Annotated in this window: 20 protein-coding genes; 16 read left to right on the top strand and 4 right to left on the bottom strand. The window is 72.5% G+C overall.

Translation table 11 applies throughout. From position 1 onward, the window contains the following. Positions 1-110 precede the first annotated feature (110 nt). The 13 genes from ACZ63E_RS32880 (at position 111) to ACZ63E_RS32820 (ending at position 12,134) form a co-directional block, all read left to right on the top strand. Positions 111-1,451 (top strand): SidA/IucD/PvdA family monooxygenase, encoded by a 1,341-nt coding sequence (locus ACZ63E_RS32880; RefSeq protein WP_465340089.1) that lies wholly within the window; start codon positions 111-113, stop codon positions 1,449-1,451. Next, a complete protein-coding gene (locus tag ACZ63E_RS32875; RefSeq protein WP_465340088.1) occupies positions 1,448-1,819 on the top strand; it encodes a cupin domain-containing protein in 372 nt (123 codons plus the stop codon). The genes ACZ63E_RS32880 and ACZ63E_RS32875 overlap by 4 nt, the downstream gene beginning before the upstream one ends. Further along, entirely contained in the window at positions 1,816-3,363 is a 1,548-nt protein-coding gene (locus ACZ63E_RS32870) for a class I tRNA ligase family protein (protein ID WP_465340087.1), read from the top strand. Before ACZ63E_RS32875 ends, ACZ63E_RS32870 begins: the two co-directional genes overlap by 4 nt. Beyond that, on the top strand, positions 3,360-4,451 hold the full coding sequence (locus ACZ63E_RS32865; RefSeq protein WP_465340086.1) for an NAD(P)/FAD-dependent oxidoreductase: 1,092 nt from the start codon (positions 3,360-3,362) through the stop codon (positions 4,449-4,451). The genes ACZ63E_RS32870 and ACZ63E_RS32865 overlap by 4 nt, the downstream gene beginning before the upstream one ends. Before the next feature lie 35 nt (positions 4,452-4,486). After that, positions 4,487-5,788, top strand: a complete 1,302-nt coding sequence (locus ACZ63E_RS32860; protein WP_465340085.1) for an ATP-grasp domain-containing protein — start codon at positions 4,487-4,489, stop codon at positions 5,786-5,788. Next, on the top strand, positions 5,785-6,135 hold the full coding sequence (locus ACZ63E_RS32855) for an avidin-fold protein (protein WP_465340084.1): 351 nt from the start codon (positions 5,785-5,787) through the stop codon (positions 6,133-6,135). Before ACZ63E_RS32860 ends, ACZ63E_RS32855 begins: the two co-directional genes overlap by 4 nt. After that, positions 6,132-7,487, top strand: coding sequence for an FAD-binding oxidoreductase (locus ACZ63E_RS32850; RefSeq protein ID WP_465340082.1), 1,356 nt, complete (start codon positions 6,132-6,134; stop codon positions 7,485-7,487). The genes ACZ63E_RS32855 and ACZ63E_RS32850 overlap by 4 nt, the downstream gene beginning before the upstream one ends. A 55-nt stretch (positions 7,488-7,542) precedes the next feature. After that, positions 7,543-8,085: a flavin reductase family protein gene (locus ACZ63E_RS32845; protein ID WP_465340081.1), complete on the top strand. Its 543-nt coding sequence runs from the start codon at positions 7,543-7,545 to the stop codon at positions 8,083-8,085. 26 nt (positions 8,086-8,111) lie between these two features. Then, complete coding sequence (locus tag ACZ63E_RS32840; RefSeq protein ID WP_465340080.1) at positions 8,112-9,173, top strand: radical SAM protein; 1,062 nt, start codon at positions 8,112-8,114, stop codon at positions 9,171-9,173. Between the two features lie 76 nt (positions 9,174-9,249). Next, positions 9,250-9,747, top strand: coding sequence for a sigma-70 family RNA polymerase sigma factor (locus tag ACZ63E_RS32835; RefSeq protein ID WP_465340079.1), 498 nt, complete (start codon positions 9,250-9,252; stop codon positions 9,745-9,747). After that, the gene (locus ACZ63E_RS32830) at positions 9,747-10,244 is read left to right on the top strand and encodes a hypothetical protein (protein WP_465340078.1); all 498 of its coding nucleotides are present in this window, start codon (positions 9,747-9,749) and stop codon (positions 10,242-10,244) included. Before ACZ63E_RS32835 ends, ACZ63E_RS32830 begins: the two co-directional genes overlap by 1 nt. Before the next feature lie 103 nt (positions 10,245-10,347). Further along, positions 10,348-10,902 (top strand): TetR/AcrR family transcriptional regulator, encoded by a 555-nt coding sequence (locus tag ACZ63E_RS32825; RefSeq protein ID WP_465340077.1) that lies wholly within the window; start codon positions 10,348-10,350, stop codon positions 10,900-10,902. 107 nt (positions 10,903-11,009) lie between these two features. Beyond that, the gene (locus ACZ63E_RS32820; protein ID WP_465340075.1) at positions 11,010-12,134 is read left to right on the top strand and encodes an agmatine deiminase family protein; all 1,125 of its coding nucleotides are present in this window, start codon (positions 11,010-11,012) and stop codon (positions 12,132-12,134) included. A gap of 3 nt (positions 12,135-12,137) precedes the next feature. Here ACZ63E_RS32820 and ACZ63E_RS32815 read toward each other — a convergent pair whose 3' ends face one another. After that, positions 12,138-12,755, bottom strand: a complete 618-nt coding sequence (locus ACZ63E_RS32815; protein WP_465313432.1) for a TetR family transcriptional regulator — start codon at positions 12,753-12,755, stop codon at positions 12,138-12,140. A 117-nt stretch (positions 12,756-12,872) separates the two neighbouring features. On the opposite strand from ACZ63E_RS32815, the gene ACZ63E_RS32810 reads away from it, so the two are divergent. Genes ACZ63E_RS32810 through ACZ63E_RS32800 form a run of 3 tightly spaced genes read left to right on the top strand, consistent with a single transcriptional unit; the run spans position 12,873 to position 16,182 of the window. After that, positions 12,873-14,426 carry an acyl-CoA synthetase gene (locus ACZ63E_RS32810; protein WP_465340074.1) on the top strand — a complete coding sequence of 518 codons (1,554 nt, stop codon included), beginning with the start codon at positions 12,873-12,875 and terminating at the stop codon, positions 14,424-14,426. Then, the gene (locus tag ACZ63E_RS32805) at positions 14,423-15,415 is read left to right on the top strand and encodes an LLM class flavin-dependent oxidoreductase (RefSeq protein ID WP_465340073.1); all 993 of its coding nucleotides are present in this window, start codon (positions 14,423-14,425) and stop codon (positions 15,413-15,415) included. Before ACZ63E_RS32810 ends, ACZ63E_RS32805 begins: the two co-directional genes overlap by 4 nt. 11 nt (positions 15,416-15,426) lie before the next feature. Beyond that, positions 15,427-16,182 (top strand): SDR family NAD(P)-dependent oxidoreductase, encoded by a 756-nt coding sequence (locus tag ACZ63E_RS32800; protein WP_465340072.1) that lies wholly within the window; start codon positions 15,427-15,429, stop codon positions 16,180-16,182. A gap of 42 nt (positions 16,183-16,224) precedes the next feature. Here the strand turns inward: ACZ63E_RS32800 and ACZ63E_RS32795 are convergent, their stop codons facing one another. From ACZ63E_RS32795 to ACZ63E_RS32785, 3 genes are all read right to left on the bottom strand, one after another. Then, positions 16,225-17,274: a glycoside hydrolase family 43 protein gene (locus ACZ63E_RS32795; RefSeq protein WP_465340071.1), complete on the bottom strand. Its 1,050-nt coding sequence runs from the start codon at positions 17,272-17,274 to the stop codon at positions 16,225-16,227. 147 nt (positions 17,275-17,421) lie between these two features. Further along, complete coding sequence (locus tag ACZ63E_RS32790; RefSeq protein WP_465340070.1) at positions 17,422-17,757, bottom strand: putative quinol monooxygenase; 336 nt, start codon at positions 17,755-17,757, stop codon at positions 17,422-17,424. After that, positions 17,757-19,187 (bottom strand): FAD-dependent monooxygenase, encoded by a 1,431-nt coding sequence (locus ACZ63E_RS32785; protein WP_465340069.1) that lies wholly within the window; start codon positions 19,185-19,187, stop codon positions 17,757-17,759. The genes ACZ63E_RS32790 and ACZ63E_RS32785 overlap by 1 nt, the downstream gene beginning before the upstream one ends. Between the last annotated feature and the right edge of the window lie 60 nt (positions 19,188-19,247).

The raw sequence follows: 19,247 nt of genomic DNA, 5'->3' as shown, positions 1-19,247 counted from the left end.
CCCCTCCCCCCCCCTCCCCCCTCTCCCCCCCCCCCCCCCCCCCCCCACCCCCTCCCCCCCCCCCCCCCCCCCCCCCCCCCCCCCCACCCCGAACCGAAAGAGGTACCGACGTGACCGTCCACGAGGTGGATGTCCTGATGATCGGCGCGGGGCCGGCGAACCTCGCCCTGGCCGTGGCGCTCGAGGAGAGCGGGAACACCGAGCTGGCCCGCGGCTCGATGATCCTGGAGCAGTACGAAAACGTCGTGTGGCAGCGCAACCTGCTGCTGCCCTGGGCCCGCAGCCAGGTGTCCTATGTGAAGGACCTGGTGACCCTGCGGAACCCGCGCAGCCGCTTCTCGTTCCTGAACTTCATGCACGAGCGCGGTGAGCTCGACGAGTTCGTCAACCTCGGCACCTTCAACCCGTTCCGCTGGCAGGTCTCGGCCTACCAGCAGTGGGTGGCCGACTCCCTCGAGCACGTCCGGATCCGCTACAACGCCCGCGCCGAGCGGATCCTGCCGATCCACTCCGAGGACGGCTCGGTGCTCGGCTTCACCGTCCCGCTGTCCGACGGCGACACCGTGCTCTGCCGCGACCTCGTGGTCGGCGGCGGCCGCGACGCCCACGTGCCGGACGTCTTCAAGCACCTGCCCGCCGAGCGGGTCGTGCACAGCACGCAGTACAGCAGCCGCGTCGAGACCACCGTCGGGCTGGCCCGGGAGGGCAAGCCGCTGCGCCCGGTCGTCGTCGGCGGCGCGCAGAGCGCGGCCGAGATGTTCATGGCGCTGCACCAGCACGCGCCGGGCTCGTCGCCCACCATGCTGCTGCGCTCGATCGCGCTGAAGGACTACCAGACCAGCAAGTTCGTCAACGAGCTGTTCTACCCGTCCTTCGTGGACGAGTTCTACCGGATGTCGGACGGGGTCCGGGCGAAGGTGCTCGAGGAGATGCACCTGACGAACTACGCCGGCCTGGCCGCCCCGTTCCTCGAGGAGCTGTACACGATGATCTACCGCCAGAAGATGCTGGGCGAGCCGGTCTCGACCATCCGCGGCCTGACCGAGGTCACCGGCGCGTGGACCGAGCACCGCCCCGGCGGCGGGGAGGAGGTCGTGCTGGAGGTCCACGACCTCAAGACCGGCGGCAAGGAGCAGTTCCACTGCGACGCGGTGTTCCTCGGCACCGGCTTCGACCCGCGGATGCCGGCGATGGTCCGCGACCTGGCCGACGCGATCGGCCTGCCCGAGGTGACGGTCAACCGGCAGTACCGCGCGGACCTCGGCGACGACGCCCGCGGCGCGCTGTACCTGCAGGGGGTCAACGAGGCGACGCACGGCATCTCCGACTCGCTGATCAGCGTGCTGGCCCAGCGTTCGGGCGACATCTCCGGCGACATCTTCGACCGGCGGGGCGCCCGGCCCGCGGCCGCGCCGGGCTCGAACGACCAGTCCGTGGTGGTGGCGGCATGATCGACGTCCGTCCGCTGGACCGCGCGCGGCTGGAACGCGCCTACGGCCTCGACGGGCAGCGGCTGCTGCCTTGGCCCGAGCTCAACGCCCCCTTCGAAGGAGCCTGGTGCGTCCTGCGCGCCGGCACCGAGTCCGACCCGCACGCCCACCACGAGTACGAGATCTTCATCGCGATCAGCGGTTCGGCCGAGCTGGTCGTCGACGACGAGCGGCGCTCCTTCGCCGCCGGCGACGTCGTCCGGCTGCCGCCGGGTTCGACGCACCGCGTCGTCAACGCCGGGGACGCGGACTTCGAGTACTTCGGCGTCTGGTGGGACCCCGAGATGTCGGCCCGGTTCGTGGCCCGGCACGAAGCGAGCGCGCCATGAGCACCCGGACCGTGATCATCTCCCCGGCGCCGACCGCGAACGGGGACCTGCACCTCGGGCACATCGCCGGGCCGTTCCTGGCCGCGGACGTGCACACCCGCTACGCGCGGGCCCAGGGCCGGGAAGTGCTGCTGGGCACCGGGTTCCAGGACACCTCGACGTTCGTCGTCACCACCGCGCACCGCCGGGGCGTGACTCCGGCGGAGCTGGTGGCGAACTCGGCGGCGCAGATCGAGGCCAGCCTGGCCGCGCTGGGCATCGGCGTCGACGGCTACACCGGCGACGACGACCGGTTCACCAAGTGGGTCGTCGACTTCATCGGCCGGCTGTACTCGGCCGGCAAGCTCGAGCTGCGCACGATGAAGTTCCCGTTCTCGACGCGGACCGGGCAGTTCCTGGTCGACGGGTTCGCCTCCGGCAACTGTCCGGAGTGCCTGTCCGAAGGCTGCGCGGGGCTCTGCGAGAGCTGCGGGCAGCTGGTGGCGGCGGGCGAGCTCATCGACGTCCGGTCCACTTTGGACCCCGACGACGTCGTGGAACTGCGGGAGGCCGAAGTGCTCGTGCTCCCGGTCGAGCGTTACCGGGAGCAGCTGCGGGCGCACTTCGCGGCGCACGCCGACGGGATCCGGCCGCACATGGCCCAGGCGCTGGCGGCGATGCTGGCGCGGCCGCTGCCGGACTTCCCGGTCACCTACCCGATCTCGTGGGGCATCGGCGTGCCCTTCCCCGAGGTCTCCGGGCAGGTCGTCAACCCCAACGCCGAGCCGATGGCGTGGAGCATGCACGCTTCGGCGCTGGCGGCGGAGGCCCGCGGGGTCGCGGAAGGCACCGAGGACGCGCTCTGGCTCGCCGGCGCGGGTTCGGAGATCGTGTACTTCCTCGGGTTCGACAACATCTACCCGTTCGCGATCGCCGGGCCGGCGATGCTGCTCGCGCTCGGCGGGGTGTACCAGCTCCCGACCCGGTACCTGACCAACGAGTTCTACGAGCTGGACTACCGGAAGTTCTCGACCAGCCGCGGGCACGTGATCTGGAGCCGGGAGCTGGCCGAGGAGGTGCCGCGCGACCTGATCCGGTTCCACCTGGCCGCGACCAGCCCCGAGCACCAGCGGACCAGCTTCAGCCGGGACGCGCTCACGCAGGTCACCGACACCCGGCTGGTCGGCCCCTGGAACCGGGTGGCCGACAAGGTGAACCGCTGGGTCGGCCTCGGCCCGCTGCCGGTGTCGGACCGCGCCGTCCGGGCCGCGGCCCGGATGGGCGAGCGGTTCGCGGCCTCCTACGAGCTGGCCGGGTTCAGCCTGAACCGCGCGGCGGAGGCCATCACCGAGCAGCTGGCGCGGCTGGACGGGCACGAGGTGACCGGCGCCGACGCCGGGGACTTCTGCTTCGAGGTCGACCGGCTGCTGCGCGCGGCGGCGCCGGTGCTGATCGACCTGGCGGCGCAGGTCTTCGGGCCCGACGCGGGTCCGGCGCCGGCCGCCACCGGGTCGGTCACACCGGTGGCCCTGCCCCGCCTGAGCCCGGCGCGGGCCGCGCGATGAGCGCGGGCACCCGGCAGGACGGCCTGCGGGTCGTGGTGGTCGGCGGCGGCATCACCGGGCTGCTCACCGCGATCGGCTGCGTGCGGGCCGGGCACCGCGTCGTGCTGCTGGAGCGGGGCCCGGTCCCGCACCCGGGCGCGACGTCGTTCGACCAGCACCGGGCGTTGCGCGCGCTGGTCGCCGGCGACCCGGAGGCCACCCGCCGGAGCGCGGACCTGCACCGCCGGTGGCGGGCGCTGGACGCGCTGCTGTGCGACCACCTGCCGGGTGCCTGCCTCTACCGCCGCGTCGGCGTGCTGACCGCGTTGCCCGCCGGCGAGGTGGCCGGAGCCGTCGCGACGGCCGAAGCCGCCGGGGTGCCGGTCCGGGTCGCCGACCCGGCGAGCCTGCCGCTGATCGGGTTCCCGGCGGGGTCCGGCGCGGTGCTCGAGCCGCACGCCGGCACCCTGCTGGCCGACCGCGTGCTGCACGCGGCCGCCCGCTGGCTGCGCCACCACCCCCTGGCCGAGCTGCGGCCCGGCCGGGAGGCGGTGGACATCGACGCCGGCAGCGGGCGGGTCCACCTGGCCGACGGCACCAGCGAGCACGGCGACGTCGTGCTCGTCGCCGCCGGGCCGTGGTCGTCGGCGCTCGTCGACCGGCCGGTCACGGTGCACCGCCAGACGATGGTGTACCTGCGCCCGCCGGCCGAGCTCGCCCGCGCGTGGGCGGCGACGCCGACGGCGGGCGGCATCGGCGCCGACGGCCGGGCCTGGCTGCTGCCGTCGGTGGCGGGCACCCTGCTCAAGATCAGCACCGACGCGGCGCGCCGCGAGGTGACCGGTCTGTCCACGTCGGACGACGGCACGAACTGGGCCGGGCGGGTGCTCTCGGCCGGCATCGTGTCCGAAGTGGACAGATACGCCGTCGACCGCGTCAAGCACTGCCACTACGCCACCACCGACGGCGGCGAAACCGGCTTCGTCCGCGTCGGGCCCGCCGTCTGGGCCCGCGCGGCCAGTGGCGGCGACGGCTTCCGCACCGCTCCCCTGGCGGCCGACGCCGTTGTCGCCGAACTGGCCCGCCACACCGTCCGAGCCGCGGCCTGACCGCGAACCACCCATCCGACCGGAGGACGACCTTCATGACCACGAACGCCCCGGGGGCGCTGCTCGTCATCGGCAGCGGCCTGAAGCTCTACCGCGAGTACATCGTCCGCACCGTCTCCGCCCGCGCCCGCGAGGCCGGCCTGAAACTGGTGCTGGTCAACAACCTCAAGCCCACCTGGCAGCACGAGTACTTCGACGACATCACCGTGGTCAACGTCTTCGACCACGCGCTGCTCGCCGAGACCGCCCGCGAGCTGGCCGGCCGCTACGCCGTCACCGGCGTGCTGTGCTGGGACGAGCCGCTCGTGATGCCCGCGGCCGAGCTGGCCGCCGAGTTCGGCGTCCCCGGCCTGAGCATCCCCGGCGTGCACGGCTGCCGTGACAAGCACAGCTGCCGCACCCGGCTCACCGCGGCCGGCCTGCCGCAGCCCGGGTTCGAGCTGGTCCCGGACCTCGAAGGGGCGAAGGCGGCCGCCGCGCGCATCGGCTATCCGGTGATCGTCAAGCCGCGCGCGCTGGGCGCCAGCATGGGTGTCTCACTGGCCGCCGACGAAGAAGAGCTCGTCTCCGCCTACCGCGTCGCCCACGAGGCCAGCCTCATCGGTGACGAGCCCTACCGCGGCGGCGCGCTCATCGAAGGGTTCGCCGACGGTCCCGAGATCAGCATCGACGGCGCCGTCTACAAGGGCGAGTACCTGCCGATGTTCCTGGCCCGCAAGAGCACCGGCATGCCGCCGTTCTTCGAGGAGACCGGCCACGTCGTCGACGCCGCCGACCCGCTGCTGCGCGACGAGGCCCTGCTGGACGTGCTGACCCGCGCCCACCACGTGCTGGGCATCGAGAACGGCATCACCCACACCGAGGTCCGGCTGACCGCGAAGGGCCCGGTCATCATCGAGGTCAACGGCCGCCTCGGCGGGGACCTGATCCCGTTCCTCGGCAAGACGGCCACCGGCATCGACCCCGGCGGGGTGCTGTTCGACGTCGCCACCGGGCAGCGTCCCGACGTCGCACACACCCGGGGCGGCACCGCCGGCATCCGCTTCGGCTACCCCGCACACGACTGCGTCCTGCACTCGGTCAAGGTCCCCGAGGAGGCCCCCGGCCTGGTGCTCGCGTCGCCGATGGCCGAGCCGGGCACCACGCTGCGGCTGCCGCCGGGCGGCTACATCGCCCGGCACTCCCTGGTCGTCTGCGAGGGCTCCGGCCCGGACGAGGTCTCGCGGCGGCTGGCGCACGCGGCGTCGCTCGTCGAGATCGACACCGAAGAGATCGAGCCGCCGCCCGCCGGCACCACGCTGGAGATGCCGGCCGGGCTCCTGGACGTGGACGAATGAGCATCGACTACGACGGCCGCCGGTTCCGCAAGCTCGGCGGCGGCGACGGCACCTGCGCGGAGTACCACCAGCGCGGCGACCTCGTCTGGGCCGTGTTCGAAGGCGGGCGCGTCCGCCGCGGCACGATCACCGGCACCTGCGACCCGGCCGGCGTGCTGCGCCTGGCCTACACGATGGTGCTCGACAGCGGCGAGGTGATCGCCGGGCACAGCACCAACAGCCCGCAGCGGCACGGCGGCACCCTGGTGCTGCGCGAGGTCTGGGAACGCTACGGCGAGCACGCCGACACCGGCGTCTCCTTCCTCGAGGAGATCCCCGCCGCGGTCCCGGTCGGAGCGGCGTCGTGACCGCGTGGTCTTCGCTGGCCGGCCGGGTGGACGGCGACCTGCGGCTCCCCGGCGAGCCCGGCTTCGACGAAGCCACCGCGCCGGAGAACCGGCGGTTCGCCGCCACCCGCCCGGCGGCGGTCCTCTCGGTGGCCCACTCCGGCGACGTCGCGAAGGCGATCGAGTGGGCGCGCACCGAGTCGGTGCCGCTGGTCGTCCGCGGTGGCGGACACAGCTACGCCGGCCACTCGACCGGCACCGGCCTGGTGCTGGACTTGCGGCGGCTGGCCGGCATCCGGATCGACTGCGACACCGGGCGTGTCACGGTCGGCGGGGCGACGCCGATGGCCGCGCTCTACGCCGGGTTGCGGCCGTGGGACCTGACCTTCCCGCTCGGCAACTCCGACACCGTCGGCATCGGCGGCCTGACCCTCGGCGGCGGGGTCACGACGATCTCCCGCGCGTTCGGCCTCACCTGCGACGCGCTGGTGTCGACCGAGGTCGTGCTCGCCGACGGCCGGACCGTGACGGCGTCGGCGACGGAGCACCCGGACCTCTTCTGGGCGTGCCGCGGCGGCGGGGGTGGCAACTTCGGCGTGAACACGAGCTTCACGTTCCAGGCGCGCCCGGCCCCGGCCGGCTCGACGTGCCTGCTGCTCTGGTCGTGGCCGCACGCGGTCGAGGTGCTGGCCACGATGCAGGAGATCATGCTGACCGCGCCGGACCGGTTCTCGGCCCGGATCGGCATCGCCCGCTCGGCGGGCGACGACGGCGTGGTTTCCGTGGTGGGCCACCACCTCGGCCCGGCCGAGGAGCTGCGCGAGCTGCTCGCACCGGTCTTCGCCGTCGCGGTCCCCGACCGCGCCGACATCGAGGACCGGGACTTCTGGGAGGCCGCGCGGTACCTGCACCACGGCAGTGAAGGCGGGGCGTTCGCCGCCCGCACGCGGTGCACGCCGCACGCGATCGGCGACACCGGCCTGGCGGCGCTCGTGCGCGCCGTCGACAAGTGGCCGGGCAGCGGCAACCCCGACGGCGCCGGGGCCGCGCTGTTCGCGTGGGGCGGGGCGATCAACCGCGTCCCCGTCACGGAAACGGCGTTCCCGCACCGGGACACGAAGTTCCTGCTCAGCCTCGACACGTCGTGGACCGAGCAGGACCCGGCCACGACCGTCCGGGCGAACCTGGACTGGCTGCACGCCCTGCACGCCGAGGCCGGGGAGTTCGCGCCCGACGCCTCGTACGTCAACTTCACCGATCCGGACCTCGAGGACTGGCCGCGGGCCTACTACGGGCCCAACGCCGGCCGGCTCGCCGAGGTCAAGCGCACGTACGACCCCGACCGGTTCTTCCGCTTCCCGCAAGCCCTGTGACCCCACCGGCCGGCCCGCGTCCCGCGCGGGCCGGCCCCGACCCAGGAGCAGCCGAATGCCGCCCGACCTCCGCGGTGCCATGCGCGCGTTCGCCACCGGGGTGTGCGTCGCGAGCACGTACCGCGACACCCCCGACGGCCGCCACCACGACGCCGTGACCGTCAACTCGCTCAGTTCGATCTCCCTCGACCCGCCGTTGATCTCCCTGTGCTTCCGCAAGGGTTCGGCGTTCCTCACCGACCTGCTGGCCAGCGGCCGGTGGGTGGTGTCGATCCTGCCCGCCGACGCGCGTGAGCTCGCCGGCCGCTTCGCCGGTCCGCGCGAACGGCGGGCCGAGCACCTCACCACGCTCGCCGCCCGGCCCGGCGCGCACACCGGCGCGCTGGTGCTCGACGGCGCGTCCTGGCTGGAATGCGCGCTGCAGGAGCGGTTCGACCTCGGCGACCACACGCTGGTCGTCGGAAACGTCCTGGCCACCGGACACGATCGAAGGACGCCGGCCCTGGTGTTCGTGCACGGCGAGTACCACGCCGTGAGCCGGCCGCCGGCCGCGACGCTCGACCTGTCGGGGCCGGGGCACTGGGGTGAGGCGGTGTAAATTCAGGCCGGACTGAGGGGGATTCCTTGACGAGCAGCGAAGACAGCGCGATGCGGTGGAGCGGCCAGCGCACCGACCGCGTCGACGACGGCACCCTGCCGGGGCTGGCGCGGATGAGCGGGTTCGTCCGCAGCGTCCGGACCCCGGACTTCCGCGGGGTGACCTTCCACGAGGTGCTGGCGAAGAGCGCGCTCAACCACGTGCCCGCGGACGCGCGGATGCTGCCCGGCGAGTACACGATCAACCCGTACCGCGGCTGCACGCACGCGTGCCAGTACTGCTTCGCGCGTCCCACCCACACGCGGCTCGGGCTGAACGTCGCCGGCGACTTCGACAACGAGATCATCGTCAAGACGAACATCGTCGAGGTGCTCCGCAACGAGCTGGCGCGCAAGCGGAAGCTGCCGCCGCGGGTGGCGTTCGGCACGAACACCGACGTGTACCAGCGGGCCGAGGGCCGCTACGAGCTGATGCCGGGCATCATCGACGCGCTGGCGGGCCACCGGGTGCCGTTCTCGATCCTGACGAAGGGCACGACGATCCGCCGTGACCTCGACCGCCTGGTCAAGGCGAGCCGCGCGACGACGGTGCACGTCGGGCTGTCGATCTCGATCATGGACGAAGAGCTGCAGCAGTCGGTGGAGTTCGGCACGGCGACGACGACCGCGCGCCTGGCCACGGTCCGCGCGATCCGCGACGCGGGCCTGGACTGCACGGTGTTCCTGTCCCCGATCCTCCCCCGGCTCACCGACTCCTCCGAGCAGCTGGAGGAGCTGGTGTCGGCGGTGGCCACCGCGGGCGCGACGACGGTGCTGTTCCACCCGCTGTACCTGTCGTCCGGGGTGAAGGACGTGTTCTTCTCCTGGCTGCGGCGCAACCATCCGCACCTGGTGCCGGACTACACAACGCTGTATTCGTCCGGGTCGGAGACGCTGCGGCCGTACCGCCGCGAGGTGAGCGAGCGGATCCGGGCGATCATCGCGCGGTACGGGCTCCCCGACCCGGACGAGTCGATCGAGGACAAGTTCGCGCTGAACGGGCGGCGGAACCAGCCGGAGGCGGAGCCACAGCAGGCGACGTTGTTCTGAGCCAGGCACCGAATTCACGGCGGGCGTGCAACGCTCCGCCGGTGCGCTCTCGTATGTCCCTGCGAGAGGGGTGGTCGTGGCCGATCGAGGGGAATTCAGCCGGGTCGCGCGGGAACGCGCGGCGATCTGGCGGCGTGAGGCGTTCCTGATGTGCGGGGACTGGGCCTTGGCCGAGGATCTGGTCCAGACGGCCCTGCTGCGGCTCTACACCCGCTGGCACCGCATCGACCCGGCCGGCGTCGACGCCTACGCCCGCCGCGTGATCTCCCGGCTGGCGATCGACGAGGCCCGCCGCCCGTACCGGCGCGCGGAGCTGCGTCACGAGCTCCCGGACACGCCCGTCGCGGGCGCGGAGCCGGCGGACGCGCTCGACGTCCGGGCCGCCCTGCAGCGCGTGCCGCCACGACAGCGAGCCGTCTTGGTGCTGCGGTACTTCAGCGATCTCACCAGCATCGAAGTCGCGAAGGTGCTGCGCATCTCCGAGGGCACCGCGCGGTCGCAGGCCGCCCGCGGCCTCACCACGCTCCGCCGTCTGCTCGGCGAAACCACCGCGGTGACCGAGAGGAGCAGCTGATGACGGACGCCAAGGACCTGCTGGCCCGCGCCCTCGGCGACGGCGAGCCGCCGCTGCGCCTCGACTTCGGCGCGCTCGAGGCCCGTGGCCGGGCCCGCCGTCGCACGCACGGCCGGCTCGGCGCGGCCGCGGTGGTGGCCGGGGTCGCCGTCGTCTCCGGCGCGGCGATGCTGGTGTCCGCGCCCCGGGACGCCGCACCGGGCAGCCTCGTCGCCCCCACCGAGCGGGAGATCGGCTACTGCTACCGCACCGCGGACATCGGCAGCACGGCGCCGGACCAGCACGTCGCGATCGGCGTCGGCGGCCGCGCCGGCCGGGTCGACGTCACCGGCGAAATCATGCAGATCTGCGGTGACCGCCGGCCGTCGGACGGCGGCCCGCTCGTCGCCTGCGTGCTGACGCCGGAAGCGGCGGACGTCGTGGCGGGAGCGGTCGGGGTCTTCCCGGGCGACCCGGGCACGTGCGCCCGGCTGGGGCTGCCCGCGGCCCGGTTGTGAACCCGCCGACGACCAGGCCACGTCACCTTCGGCCTCGTCCGGCTGCCCCCGAACCAGCCGGATACGGTGGGCCGGGAACTTTCGGGCGGCGGAGGGCGGCGGTGTGGCGGGCAAGCGCGACCTGATCCTGCGGGCCGCGGCCGGCCTGGTCGCCCGCAGCGGGGTCCGCGGGCTGCGCGTCGAGGAGGTCGCGGCCGAAGCCGGGACGTCCACGGGTCTCATCTACTACCACTTCAAGGACCGCGCCGGGTTGCTGAGCGCCACCCTGGACCACGTCAACGACCGCGCCGCGCGGTACACCACCGCGGCGCTGCCGGCCGGCGGGGACGCGCGGGCCCTGCTGGAGCAGCGGCTCCTGCTGGAGCTGCAGGACGTCGACGAGGTCCGCGAGAACAGCATCGCCTGGGGTGAGCTGCGCGCCAGCGCCGTGTTCGAGACCGACCTGCGCGAGCGCCTCGAAGAGGCCACCCGGATCTGGGTGGCCGAGATCGCCGAGCTGGTCACGGCCGCGGGCCCGGCCGCCGAGCCGCACGACGTCGCCGAGCGGCTGACCGCGCTGGTCGAAGGCCTTTCGGAGCGGTGGCTGTCGGGGACGCTCACCGTGGACCGGGCCCGTGGCCTGCTGCTCGGCGCGGTCGCGGCCGAGCTCGGCTCCTGACGTCTGCGTGTCATCCAGGTCACCCGAAGCGCGACTCGATTTGACTGAATTTTCAGTCAGTGTCAGGCTGGGGTGACCGACCCCGGCCGCACAGGAGCACCCACCCCATGCCCTCCGCACCCTTCTCCCGCCGCAGCGCCCTCACCACGGCGCTCGGCCTCGGCGCCGCGCTCGGGATGTCGGCGTGCAGCTCCCCCGGCTCCCCCGCGAGCGGCGGCGCGCCCGCCCCAGCCGGCCGGGTCTTCGGCGCCGAGTGGGAAAAGCACGCCCGGACAGTGATGGCGTGGCCGACCTCCGACGGGATCTGGGGCCCCGACCTGCCCGCGGTCCAGGCGGACATCGCACGGCTGGCGCGGGCCATCGCCGGGTTCGAGCACGTGGTCCTGCTGGCCGGGTCCGGCGACCGGGAACGCGCGCAGCAGGCCGCGGGCTCCGGCGTCGAGACGGCCGACATCCCCGCCGACGACCTGTGGGCCCGCGACACGGCCCCGGTTTTCGTGCGGGACAACGGGAAGCTGACCGGCGTCGACTTCAACTTCAACGGCTGGGGCGGAAAACAGCGGCACACCCGGGACGCCCGGGTGGCCCGCGCGGTGCTGGAGACCGCCGGGCTCCCGCGCGTCACGGCGCCACTGGTCGCCGAAGGCGGCGCGCTGGAGACCGACGGCGAAGGCACGCTGCTGGTCACCGAAAGCTCGATCGTGAACGACAACCGCAACCCCGGCAAGAGCCGGCAGCAGATCGAAGACGAGCTCAAGCAGACCCTCGGCGTCACGAAGGTCGTCTGGCTCGCGGGTGTGAAGGGGCAGGACATCACCGACGCCCACGTCGACTGCCTGGTCCGCTACACCGCGCCCGGCGTTGTGCTGCTGGACAAGGCTTTCCCGGGCACCCCGCCGGACGTCTGGTCACGCTCGGCCGAGCAGGCCCGTGCCGTCCTCGCCGGCGCCACGGACGCCGCCGGGCGGCCGTTCCGGATCGTCGACCTGCCGCAGCCCGATCCCGACCGGATCACCGGTGAGGGTGACGCGTTCGTGTCGTCCTACGCGAACTTCTACGTCGCCAACGGCGCCGTGTTCCTGCCGGAGTTCGGGGACGCGGCGGCCGACGCGCGCGCCCAGGACATCCTGGGTGCGCAGTTCCCGGGCCGCGAGGTGGTCCCGGTGCGGATCGACGCCATCGCCGCCGGAGGCGGCGGGATCCACTGCTCGACCCACGACGTGCCCGCGTAGGCGTCAGCCGACCAGGCGCGGGAACAGGTCGCGCACGCGCTGCCGCAAATCGCCGAGGGCCGTTTCGGCGCCCGCGAGGTGGTGCTGCAGCGCCTGCTGGAACAGGCCGTCGAACAACGCGTACGCCTCGGCCGGGCCGCAGTTCGGCTCGGCGCCGGTGAGGTCGGCGTACGCGCGGACATTGCGCCAGATCATGTCCCGCAGGCTCTCGTCGATCTCGGCGACGTCGTCGCGGAACGCCGCCTCGAACAGCGACTGCGTGCGCAGGTCGTACCAGAGCCGGTGCATCAGGGGCGCGTCGCCGAGGGTGGCGGCCAGCCCGTCCGCGCAGGCGGCGGCGAGCCCGGCCGGCGTGGCCGCTTCGGCGACACCGCCTTCGTAGCGCGTCACGCAGGACGCCTTGTACCGCCGCACGCAGTAAGTGATCAGCTCGACCTTGTCGGCGAAGTAGTAGTGCAGCAGCCCGTGCGAGAACTTCGTGTGCTCGGCGATGGTGCGCAGGCTGGTGCGGGCGTAGCCGAGGTCGGCCAACGCCAGCAGCGCCGCGTCGGCGAGCTCGCGACGGCGCTCCTCGAACTTGTCGGCCCGGCTCCGGTGCCTGACGGCGGCTGCGCTGGTCACGGGCCCGAAGATACCATCGAGCCACTCTCTGACCAATCGTCCAAGAAAATCTTGACATTCGTCCAAACGGCGGCCAAGGTCGTGTCCAGCGACCGACGGAGCTCGGGAGGGACGACGATGTCTCTGTACTTCTACCTGGAAAAAGGCGCCTCCCTGGACCCGGACGCGCCCTGCCTGACCCTCGACGGGGTGTCCCGCACCTACGGCCAAGTGGTCGAACTCGCCCAGGCCGTCGCCCGCGCCCTGCGCCGGTCCGGCGTGCGGCCCGGGGACAAGGTCGGCATCCTCTCGGCCAACGACCCGGCGGCGTTCACGTGCGTCTTCGGCGTCGCCCGGGCCGGCGCGGTGTGGTGCCCGATCAACCCGCGCAACGCCGCCGGCGAGAACGCGGAGCTGCTGGACCTGTTCGACTGCGCCACGCTGATCTTCCAGCCCGGCTTCGAAGAGCTGGTCCGCCAGATCGCCCCGAAGCTGCCCAAGCTGACCACGCTCGTCCGGCTCGGGGACGGCGACGACTTCGCCCCCGGCTTCGACATCTGGCTCGGCGCCGCGAAAGACGATCCCTCGGCCGAAGCGGACCAGCCCGACGGTGTGGTCGCCCTCGTCGGGACCGGCGGCACCACCGGGCGTCCCAAGGGTGTCATGCTCACCGACCGGAACCTCGAAGTGATGTCGGCGATCACGCTGATGAGCTACCCCTTCGACGGGCGCCCGGTGTACCTCGCCCTGGCGCCGCTGACCCACGCGGCGGGTGTGCTCTGCTTCCCGGTGCTCGCCCGCGGCGGCGAGATCGTGATCATGCCGAAGCCCGACGTCGGACGGTTCCTGGAGCTGATCGAACGGCACGGCGTCACGCACACGTTCCTGCCGCCGACGCTGATCTACATGGTGCTCGGCCACGAGGCGCTCGCCACGACGGACCTCTCGTCGCTGCAGTGCTTCTGGTACGGCGCGGCGCCGATGTCGACCGCCCGGCTGACCGAGGCCCTCGACCGCATCGGGCCGATGGCGCAGCTGTTCGGCCAGTCCGAGGCGCCGATGATGATCTCGACGATGTCCCCCGCCGAGCACCGCCGTCCCGACGGGACCGTCCACACGGGCCGGCTGTCGTCCGCCGGCCGGCCGTCGCCGCTGGTCACCGTCGCGATCCTCGACGACGAGGGCCGGCCCGTGCCCCGCGGCGAACGCGGCGAGATCTGCGTGCGCGGCTCCCTGGTGATGGCCGGCTACTACCGCAACCCCGAGGCGACGGCGGAGGCGTCGGCCCACGGCTGGCACCACACCGGGGACATCGGTTTCCTCGACGACGAGGGTTTCCTCCACATCGTCGACCGCGCCAAGGACATGGTGATCACCGGCGGCTTCAACGTCTACTCCGCCGAAGTCGAGCAGGCGGTGATGGCCCACGACGCCGTCCGCGACTGCGCCGTGATCGGCCTGCCCGACGACAAGTGGGGCGAACGTGTCACCGCCGTCGTCCAGCTCCAGCCCGGCCGCGAGCTGGACACGGGCGAGCTGATCGCGTTCGTCAAGGACCGCATCGGCAGCGTCAAGGCGCCGAAGCAGATCGAGATCTGGCCGGAGCTGCCGCGCTCAGGAGTCGGCAAGGTCCTCAAAGCCGACATCCGCTCCACCTTCACCCAGCACAGCAAGGAGGCTGTCCGACCATGAAACTCGCGCTCTACCTGCCGAACTTCCGGGACAAGGTGACCGTCCGGGAGCTCGAAGACCTCACCGCCCTCGCGGAAGACCTCGACTTCGACTCCGTCTGGACGCTCGACCGGATCATCGTGCCGGAGTCCTCGGACCGCGGGGAGATGCAGTACCCCTTCGGGATGCTGGACGAAATGGGCAAGCAGCTCCCGGTGAGCTCGCGGGGCGAGTTCCTGCAGGGCATGCCGCTGCTCCCCTGGCTCGCCGCGAAGACCTCGAAGGTCCGGATCGGCATGAGCATCATCGACACGCCGTACCGGTCCCCGGGCGTGCTCGCCGCGGAGCTGGCCACCATCGACCACCTCTCGGGCGGGCGGCTCAACGTCGCCGTCGGCTCCGGCTGGATGCCCGAGGAGTTCGCCGCCGCCAGCGCCGCGCACATCTTTCCCAAGCGGCACAAGCACGTCCGCGAAACCCTGGAGATCATGCAGGGCATCTGGACGAACGAGGTCTTCGAGTACCACGGCGAGTTCGCCGACTTCGAGCCGGCCGGCTTCGGGGCCAAGCCGGTGCAGAAGCCGCACCCGCCGATCTTCTTCAGCGGCCTCAAGGACCCGAAGCGCTCGGCCGCCCGCATCGCCAAGTACGGCCTTTCCGGCTGGATCGGGATCCAGGACTCGCCGGAGGACATCCGGCGGTGGCGCACCGAGATCCAGCGCGAGCTCGACGCGCTCGACACCCCGCGGTCGGTCGACGACCTCGAGATCTCCAGCATGATCTGGTTCGTCATCACCGACGGCGACATGGACCAGACCCCCCGGGGCAAGGGCACCAACCTGCTCGTGGGGTCGGCGGCGCAGATCACCGACCAGCTCAAGCGCTACCAGGACGCCGGGCTGACGATGCCCTTCCTGTGGCCGCCGTTCCAGGACGTGCCGGTGGCCAAGACGCTCGACGACCTGAAGCGCCTCAAGGAAGAAATCCTGCCCAAGATCGAAGCGATGTGAAGGGAAAGACCATGTCCGAACTCGAGGGAAAGCGCGTCTTCGTCACCGGGTCGGGCGCCGGCATCGGCAAGGCGATCGCGAAGCTGTTCATCGAACGCGGCGCCCGGGTCGTGGTCAGCGACCTCAACGCCCTCTCGGCCAAGCAGGCGGCCGAGGAGATCGGCGCGGCCGGCGTCGCCAACTGCGACGTCACCGACGAAACCCAGGTCCAGACCGCGATCGAGCAGGCGGTCGAGATCCTCGGCGGCCTCGACGTCCTGGTCAACAACGCCGGCATCGAGGTGTCGTCGCCGCTGCTGCAGCAGTCCACGGAGAGCTTCGACAAGATCTTCGCGGTCAACGTGCGCGGCACGTTCGTCGCGATGAAGGCGGCGACCCCGCACCTGGTCGAGTCGAAGGGCAACATCGTCAACATCTCCTCGATCGCCGGTGTCGGCGGCAGCCCGCTGCTCGGCTCCTACTGCGCGACGAAGGCGGCGGTCATCCAGCTGACCCGCGTCGCCGCGGTGGAGATGCGCCCGGCCGGCATCCGGGTCAACGCGGTCTGCCCGGGCTTCGCCGACACGGCCATGGTCGAGCGGCTGGTCCCCGACTTCGAGGCGGCGACCCAGGTCCCGTTCGGCGACCTCGTCGCGGCGAAGCAGGGCCGGCTCGGCACCCCGCAGGACATCGCGGAGGTGGCGGCGTTCCTGGCGTCCGACCGCGCGAGCTGGGTGACCGGCAGCCACTACGTCCTCGACGGCGGGCTGACCGCGTCGCTCGTGTGAGACGCCGGTCGGCGGGTCTGCTCCGGGCGGCCCGCCGGCCGGTCACTCGAAGAACTTGAGGCTCCAGCCGGTGTCGGTGGTCGCGCCCGGGACGTTGGCGCGGCGGTAGGTGGTCGAGCCCCACCAGCAGAAGGTTCCGGTGTACCAGTACCGGTTCGCCCACGAGTAGGGCGTCCCCTTGGCGACGGCGTGGAACATCAGCGGGAACTTCGGCCCGGCCGGTGGGCTGGTCGCGATGTCGCCGTTGAGCAGGACGAAGCTGTGGCTGCCCGGCCCGTCGACGTACAGCGTCGGGTCCCAGCCGGCCATCATCGTCTCGCGGTGGGAGCCGAAGAGACAGCCGTTCGACTTGTACCAGTCCCAGACGTAGGTCGGGTCACCGCCGGCGCGCAGGCGGACCTCGGCGATGCAGTACTGGTCGCTCCAGCTGCCGTTGGCCGAGTAGGCGATGTGCAGCTGCCCGCCAGGGTCCTTGATCGGCACGGGCGCTTCGTTGATGTAAGGGTTGCCGACGACGCGTTCCCAGCTCTCCCGCGGCTGCGAGATGATGTACCGGGCGCCGGTCGGCGTCGTCGGGGTGCTCATCCGCGCGATGTAGAGGTTCTGTTCGACGTTGGTGTCCCCGGCCCAGCCCGACCAGACGAACCAGCGTTGCCCGTTGAAGGTGAACTGCGTGCCGTCGATGGCCCACTTCCCGTCGGGCAGCGCCAGCTGGGTCTCGCCGGTGTAGCCGCTGTCGGCGGCGGCGGAGCTGATCACGTACATCCGGTGCGCCGCCCCGGTTCCGGCCGAGAAGTAGACGTAGAACCGGCCCCCGTCGGTGACGATCTCCGGCGCCCACACCTCCCCGAGCCCCCGGCTGTCACTCCAGATCCGCCGCGCGGGCGCGCCGGCGAGCCCGTCGGTGGAAGCGGCCTGCCGCACGACGATCCCACCCCCGGCGGACTGCACGGCGACATAGGTGGACCCGACCCGGAGCACACCCGGATCGGCGGCCCGCAAGGAGGTCTGCCCCGCCACGGCGGCCGGCGCGCCACCGAGAGCCACGGCGAAGAGCAGAACGAGAGCGGCGACGCATCGGGAGAGCTTCATGACCACATCCCTTGCTCGGTCGTGGTCCCGGCGAAGCGGGCCCTCCCGGAAGGATCACCCGCGGGCGCGGGATCCGGTAGCGCGCGGGGGACTTGCTCGATCCAGCTCGGGCGGAATTGGTCTGAACCGGTGTGCGTCGGGTGGAGTTCAAGCGAGGTCGTCCGCCGGAACCGGCAACAGCGCCAGCTCCGCCCACTCCTCCCCCGGCATCCTCGTCATCAGCACCCGAGGCGTCTCGGCCAACGCGGCCGGCCACTCACGCTGGATCTTCGGGATCAGCGGCGACTTCAAATGCCGCTCGACCCCCTCCTCCCGATGCCCCTCCAGCAGAAAGAACACCCCGGGCTCGTCCACACTGCGCGCCCACCAGAACCAGAGATTGGTGTCCTCCGAACGCGTGGCCCGGGTGAACTCCTCCACCAGCCCGAGCCAGCGATCCGCCCACTCTTCGCGCACCGTGAACCGGATCACGACGACCTGCATCAGCGGGCACTCCGTTCGCGCACCGGCGCCGTCCACCGGGCGAGGACCGCCGCCCAGTCGCCGGACTCGGCGATGCCGGCCCAGGCGATGTAGCCGTCCGGGCGGACCAGCAGGCCCGGGCCGTCGTCGGTGCGGTGGACCACCGGGACCGGCGCCCGCACCGGCCCGGCGTCCCGCTCCGCCACGAGCACGAACCCGCCGTGCCGCAACGCTTCGGCCAGCCGTCCGGACCGCAACGGGATCTCGCGCGCGGGGCGGCCGACCAGCCGGTGCGAGGACGGCGGGCGCCGGTAGCGGATGCCGGTTCCGGTGAACATGCCCGCGGCCTTGCCGGAGACCCGGCCGTTGCGCAGCAGCGCGCCGAGGACGTGGTTGCGCAGCAGCCGCGCCGGCCACGAGCGCACCGTCATCAGGCGGATCGTCGCGCCGCTCGTGCGCAGCACCAGCTTGCCGACCGGGTGCCGCTCCTCCTGGTAGGTGTCGAGGATCGCGGGGTCGGCGCCACCCAGGACGGCGGCCAGCTTCCAGCCGAGGTTGAGCGCGTCCTGGATGCCGGTGTTCATGCCCTGCCCGCCCGCGGGCGAATGGACGTGCGCGGCGTCGCCCGCGAAGAACACCCGGCCCGCGCGGTAGGCGCCGACCTGACGCTCGTCGCTGCGGAACCGGGAGATCCACCGGGTCTCCCCCATGCCGAAGTCCGTGCCCATGGTCTGCCGCAGGATGTCGCGCACCACGGCCGGCTCCGGGCGGAACGCCGGGTCGCCTTCGTGGCGCCGGTCCCAGGCGATCACGCGGAACCACCCGTCGCCGAACGGCGCGACAAAAGCGAAGCTGTCCTTGACGGCGTCCACCGTGACGACGTCGCCGGGCGGGTCTGCGAGCCGCGTGTCGGCGAGCATGATCGAGTCCAGCAGCACCTTGCCCGGGAACGCCGTGCCGGTCAGCCGCCGGACCGTGCTGTGCGCGCCGTCGGCCGCGACGACGTAGGACGCCTTCAGCGCCGGTTTCCCGGCGGACCCGAGGTGCACCAGGACCCCGTCGTCGCGCTGGTCCAGCCGCGTGAGCTCGGCCCCGCGCACGATCCGCGCGCCAAGCTCCCTGGCGCGCTCCTCCAGCAGGCTGTCGACGTTGCGCTGCGGGGTGACCAGCAGGAACGGAAAGCGTGACGGCAGCCGGGTGAGGTCGAGCCCGGCGCTCTTCCACAGGCTCAGGCTGCCCGCCTTGGCGCCCGTCGCGACAAGCGCGTCGGCGAGGCCACGGCTGTCCAGGACCTCCAGCGTCCGGGCGTGGGTCCCGAACGCCCGGCTGAGCGGCGACGCCTCCGCGTGCTTCTCGACGACCACGACCGACCGGCCGGCCAGCGCCAGCTCCCCGGCGAGCAGGCAGCCCGCCGGGCCGGCCCCGACCACCACGACATCCACGGTCTCCACCGGAACCTCCTAAGTCAACAGCGGGTGACTTAGACGGTAGCGGCCGTCCCGAAGCCAAGT

This window comes from Amycolatopsis sp. NPDC104819 (genome assembly GCF_055583145.1).
Note: the sequence above shows the minus strand (reverse complement) of the source record. Positions and strands in the feature narration are given on the sequence as shown.